Source organism: Candidatus Igneacidithiobacillus taiwanensis (assembly GCF_031962545.1).
Lineage (GTDB): Bacteria > Pseudomonadota > Gammaproteobacteria > Acidithiobacillales > Acidithiobacillaceae > Igneacidithiobacillus > Igneacidithiobacillus taiwanensis.
Map to the genome: position 1 here is coordinate 1 of NZ_JAVRKK010000149.1, position 4,999 is coordinate 4,999.

The 4,999-nt window shown below is 57.9% G+C and carries 7 protein-coding genes; 1 reads left to right on the plus strand and 6 read right to left on the minus strand.

Features of this window, described 5'->3' with window-relative positions; all coding sequences use genetic code 11:
* The coding region (locus RTI30_RS12445) for a DUF5397 family protein (protein ID WP_312283904.1) at positions 1–143 on the plus strand (143 nt) is incomplete at its 5' end.
* Between the two features lie 661 nt (positions 144–804).
* Here RTI30_RS12445 and RTI30_RS12450 read toward each other — a convergent pair.
* The 6 genes from RTI30_RS12450 to RTI30_RS12475 all read right to left on the minus strand — a co-directional run bounded on the left by RTI30_RS12450 (position 805) and on the right by RTI30_RS12475 (position 4,728).
* Complete coding sequence (locus RTI30_RS12450; protein ID WP_312283898.1) at positions 805–2,151, minus strand: replication initiator protein A; 1,347 nt, start codon at positions 2,149–2,151, stop codon at positions 805–807.
* Between the two features lie 43 nt (positions 2,152–2,194).
* On the minus strand, positions 2,195–2,494 hold the full coding sequence (locus RTI30_RS12455; protein ID WP_312283899.1) for a hypothetical protein: 300 nt from the start codon (positions 2,492–2,494) through the stop codon (positions 2,195–2,197).
* Positions 2,487–3,122 (minus strand): ParA family protein, encoded by a 636-nt coding sequence (locus tag RTI30_RS12460; protein ID WP_312283900.1) that lies wholly within the window; start codon positions 3,120–3,122, stop codon positions 2,487–2,489. The genes RTI30_RS12455 and RTI30_RS12460 overlap by 8 nt, the downstream gene beginning before the upstream one ends.
* 405 nt (positions 3,123–3,527) lie before the next feature.
* Positions 3,528–3,830, minus strand: a complete 303-nt coding sequence (locus tag RTI30_RS12465; RefSeq protein ID WP_312283901.1) for a DNA-binding transcriptional regulator — start codon at positions 3,828–3,830, stop codon at positions 3,528–3,530.
* Entirely contained in the window at positions 3,814–4,197 is a 384-nt protein-coding gene (locus tag RTI30_RS12470) for a type II toxin-antitoxin system RelE/ParE family toxin (RefSeq protein WP_312283902.1), read from the minus strand. The genes RTI30_RS12465 and RTI30_RS12470 overlap by 17 nt, the downstream gene beginning before the upstream one ends.
* 108 nt (positions 4,198–4,305) lie before the next feature.
* Positions 4,306–4,728 carry a recombinase family protein gene (locus RTI30_RS12475; protein WP_312283903.1) on the minus strand — a complete coding sequence of 141 codons (423 nt, stop codon included), beginning with the start codon at positions 4,726–4,728 and terminating at the stop codon, positions 4,306–4,308.
* Positions 4,729–4,999: the final 271 nt, after the last annotated feature.

Below are 4,999 nucleotides of genomic sequence, written 5' to 3' on the forward strand. Positions count from 1 at the left end.
CTTTCGGCCCGAAGTATCAGGTTGGCAGGCCGCTGCGTCAATTGGATGACGGCGATTGGATGATCGAGATCACGCTGGTCGAAACAGGCGAGAAGACGCCATACCGCCTCTCACGCATGCTCGATGACCCGCAGGCGCACTGATGTACGCCATCGCCGACGCAAGATCGGCGTTTTGCGCATCGAGCAAGGGGGTCGGATGTCACTCGCGTGGTGAAGTCGTCAAGCGTTTCCCAAGACGTCGCATCACCGTGCTGGTGGAGATGCCCTCCCCACCCCGCGCCCCCTTGCCGTGGAGGTCTAAGCGGGGGGAGCCGCCCGTAGGGCGGGGGGCTGCAAGCCCCCAAAGGGGGTCGAGTCCGCGGCGCGAAGCGCCGGACAGGGGGGAGCGCAGCTCCCCCGCGGACTGGGGTCGTCAAGCCGCAGGCCGTCAGGTCAAGGCGTGATCCCCCCACGCCGTAGGCGTGGGGGCTGGATAGAGAAGTGTTGCTACGGTCTAGACGCTTTCGCAGTTATCCACAGGGCGATGGCGTTAAAGACTTTTAAAGTTAAGTATCGCGCGCGCGCGTTACGATTTTTGGAACCCGCGTCGTTGCTGGGCTCGCGGGTTGTTCGCGTGGGTGAAATGACGATATTGGCGTGGGTGAAATGACGTGCCCATCCACAGGAAAGCGTGGGTGAAATGACGTGCCCATCCACAGGAAATGACGTGACTTCACGATGAGGGGGCGATAGATACGGCCGCGGGTGAGATGGCTATAGGCGGCTTGTGTATGCATCGGATTGATCGGCTAACCGCGCACTTTCATAGTCGTCCAGCAATTCTGGCTAGGAGCCTTTGGGCATCCTTGGTATGGAACGTCACGGTGTCGTCGTCATTGAGGATGAGACGGTACTCCGGCAGGCTGTTGTCGGCCTCAATTGCGCGCACGGCACGCCGGAATTCGCGCAGGGTGGACTTGCTGCCGGATTTGGCCTGAAGAAGTTCAAGACCGATCTTCCATTGCGCCTGGTGGCCACAGTGCTTGCGGGCTAACTCGTAGAGCCTACGGGCCAAAGGCTTGCGCAACCGAAAATAGTCCGGGTGAATGGTCAAGACCTCGTAGGCTTGAATGGCATGAAATAACCAACGGGAAAGCGTGACCTCGACGGCGACCATGCGCTCATCGGTTTGTGACTTTTGGATGATTCTCCATTCGTCGATGATCCCAAAGCCTTGCTTAATCCTCTTGCCGCCGGTTCTGATGTCAGTGGTAATCGATGTCCCGCGCAACCGCTCGAATGCATCCTGCAGTAGTCGATACCCTTCCCCACTCGTTTGCCGATTGGTTGTCACGAGAAAGTCGTACACGGTGAAACGCACCGTGCGGTTCTTCGCGTCTTCGCGTCCTCGATCCAGGCCCGCCACCATCTGAGAGCAAACATAAATCAGCACATCTTTATCGTGCTGCGTCGCGCGCCCAAGTGCGGACGGCACAACCTTTACATACTTACTCTCGTCTTTTGATCGCCATTCCCAAATTGATAAATCGGGCTTGGTTGCCAGAGTGAAAATTGGCGCTTCCATACTCGCGCCATCATCTTTTAATGCGTAGTCAAACAGGTCAGCTAGGAAGAAATCCCGGTTTGGGTGTCGGACCTTGACCAAACCGCCCTGCACCTGTGCCTCGACGGGCGAAGCATCTGCGTTGTCCTCCTCGCTCGAACGTGTCTTGATCGCTTTTAGTTGCCCCTCAATGACAGCATCCAGTCGGCGACGCTGAGCCCGCATTTCGTCCAGACTATTGCGCACGTTGCGGACTTCCTGGCTATCGAGATTGTCTGGTCTGGTGACGCGCGCAAGTTCACGATTTGCCGCCACTATTCGTTCGGACAGCATGCGATGCGCGTCGAGCAGTTCGTTCAAAGTGTTTGTGGTCGGCATGCCAGAGCGATCAATTGCGCCTTGCTTATTCCAGACGTCGATCTCGAAAACACCCCGACCTTCTGCACCAATCTGGTCGATAGGTTCAGCTGCTTCCAAGGGCAATTCACCTTGCGACGCATGCTTGTGACTGTTGCGCATTCGCGCGGTTTGGTCGATGCGGGTCAACGATGCGATCCGATCATCATCCCGCGGCGTATGACTGCCACCTTTCTTGGCACTGCCCATAGAACGCTATCTAGCCGCGTGGTTGCCGTTAGGTAGCTGCTAGCTATTTAATATTTTTGTAGAGTTCCAAAGCCCGTTCCAGAACCTCGACAAGCAACAACCCGTCGCGCCGCGCTAGCTCTCTTAGCTCAGCATCCCATTCGGGCTTAACACGGGTTGCAAATTGCAGGGTTCGATTGGTGCGGCGAGCTGAGCGCCCATCCATGCGCGAAATCTGCCCTGAGGTGGCGCCTAGCAAATGAGCAGCCGAGACAGTTTCCGGAGCATTCAGGTTGCTGCTCGCCTCCTCCATAGGCGGCGGAGTGCCAAGAGTTTTTCTCTTCAGTTTGGAGACATCAGCCATTGTTCGTCATCCTGTCGATGATGGATTGAATCAAAGTATCGGCTCTCTCGTTGAGGACCGCATAACGCGTTTCAGTAATCGCATGCCCGGTGTTTTGCGCCTGCCGGTAGGCCGGCCGCTCAAGCAAGCATCCGTCCAAAACGACATAGCCGGCTTCCGCCAGATAGGCACGTGTCTCGGCCTCTTCGGCCGGGGTGCCAATGCGGTTTAAAGCGAACGCCAAACGTGCTGACGGCACGCCGGCCTTGACCAAAGCGTGAAACTCTCGCACAGCGGGTCGCAAATCGTCCAGCGATGCACCAGTAGGCTGCACAACTATGTTGGCTGCTCGGGCGATTTCGAGCGTTGCCCGGCTAGTCCTAGCCGGGCCGTCGAGGATAAGAAGATCGAAGTCTTTGGCAACACCAAGGGCCTGCTCGGCAGTGGCAAATGCCTCAACGGAGACCATTGGCTCAATGCCAGCGTTGAGCCGATGTCGATGCCAGTCAACGGACGTGCCTTGCTGAGTGTCTAGGTCTGCCACCTTGACGCGCAGCCCGCCAGCGGCGGCCTCGCGCGCCAAGGCTCGAGAAAGAGTGCTCTTCCCAACTCCGCCCTTCTGCGAAACAAATGCAACGACAGCCGCCATAAAAGACTCCGGCTAGATAAATGGTAGATAGCTGCTATCTTATATAGATAGTTGGCCGCAAACAAGAAGCTTGCTTGTAGCTAGCTTGTTGCTATCTTTTTATGACTTTCGTGCTGCTATTTGCACCCGATACGGCATCGACCAATGTCCCAGCAGAGCTGGTATTCCCGTGACCGCGAGGCCATCGCCGTCGATGAGCTGCCGCGCAGAACTGTGTAGAAGTGAGTATTAGGCGGGGGACGAATTCACGCCGCGCACCTTGGCTGCCTAGCGACCGTTGCGGGTGCGGTCGATGATGAAAGTGCACCCGAACTCGGCTAGACCGACAAAGGCCATCATTAGCGTCATGCAGACCGACGGATGGTATCGGCCCAAGGCTCGACCAGATTGAACAAGTCAAAATGTTCAGAGAATGCTCTGCAGCCCCTTGTCGGCGATGACGTTGAGTAACTTCAGCGCAGGACCAGACGGGTGCGTTTGTCCTTGCTCCCACTTGCGCACGGTCGAGGCGGTGGTGTGCAGGTAGCGAGCAAAAACGGGTTGACTCACGCGCAGCGTCTCGCGCAGGTGTTTGACCTGCTGCGGGCTAAACGGCCGCACCGGCGGCGGACAGAGCATGTCGAATTGGCGCATCGTCACCTTGCTGATCGCGCCCGCCTCAGTCAGTGCAGCCAGATCGCCGCGCAGGGATTCAATGATTCTGCTCACAATCGACCTCCAAAAGCACGCCAGACAACAGCGCTTTTTCCAGGGCATGGGCATCCAGTTCCAGGAAGACCTTGCCTGCAAACTGCAGCGCCTTCTTTTCTTCCGGGGAAATGTTCGCTTTCTCGCTCTTCGGAAAGCCATGCAAGAAAATGTAACGACTGCCGATTCTGGCCGAAAGTAAAGTGCGAAACCCTCCACTTTTGCCGGCTCCAGGGCGCGCTACGCGTTTCTTATAGAGAAATCCGCCAAGATCCGCGTCGATCAGCCCGCTTTCCATCTCGGCAACAGCCTTGCACAAGGCTGCATCAGGCAGTTTCTCGCTTGTTTGCCATCGCGCAAAGTCTTTCCGTTTGAGAACGCGCTTCACGACTCAAGTGTATCCTTAACGGGCATACTTTGAGGCGGTCTGCATGAACATCAAGATGGCTTGGTGTGCCACCTTGCCGGTCATCCCGGTGCGCATGTCGGGGATTGTTCACCCACCCCGCGCCCGCATGATGGTCTGCCGGCTCACGCCGTACTGGCGCGCCAGACCCGCCACCGTCGCCCCGGCCTCCAGGGCTTGACGCACGGCGTGTTTCTGCTGGGCGTTGAGCCTGCTCGGCCGCCCCAGGGTTTTGCCTTCGGCTCGGGCGCGTGCCAGACCCGCTTGGGTGCGCTCTATCAGCAGATCGCGCTCGAACTGCGCCACGGCATTGAGCACATGCATGGTCATGGTGCCGGCTGAGCTGGTCAGATCCACGCCACCTAAAGCTAGGCAATGCACGCGCACGCCGAGGGAGGCGAGTTTCTTGACGGTTGCGCTGACATCCATGGCATCGCGCCCCAAGCGGTCGAGCTTGGTGACGATGAGCACGTCTCCTGGCTCCAGGCGATCCAGGAGCTTGGCAAACCTCATTGAGCGCGGCGCGCAGATCAAGACTCAGTTGTGGCGACAAATCACCTAAAAATGGCGTTGTCGATCCGATAAGCGGCCTGCGGCATTGCTGCCTGTCTCCCTGTAAGGATTACCGAAATGCCCCCGCGATGGTGGTCGCCTCCCACCGCTCGCGATCGACACCAATCTTGCGCGCCAGCCCTAGCGGCTGGCGCTTTTCAATTCCATGTACGCCATCACGTTCGACCTCGACATGGCGTCCCTGAAAGACGCCTACAAGAACGACTCGTAC

Excerpts from the sequence above, each read along its gene's own strand:
- RTI30_RS12450 (WP_312283898.1), bottom strand. The coding sequence starts at position 2,151 with ATGGGCAGTGCCAAGAAAGGTGGCAGTCATACGCCGCGGGATGATGAT.
- RTI30_RS12455 (WP_312283899.1), bottom strand. The coding sequence starts at position 2,494 with ATGGCTGATGTCTCCAAACTGAAGAGAAAAACTCTTGGCACTCCGCCG.
- RTI30_RS12460 (WP_312283900.1), bottom strand. The coding sequence starts at position 3,122 with ATGGCGGCTGTCGTTGCATTTGTTTCGCAGAAGGGCGGAGTTGGGAAG.
- RTI30_RS12475 (WP_312283903.1), bottom strand. The coding sequence starts at position 4,728 with ATGAGGTTTGCCAAGCTCCTGGATCGCCTGGAGCCAGGAGACGTGCTC.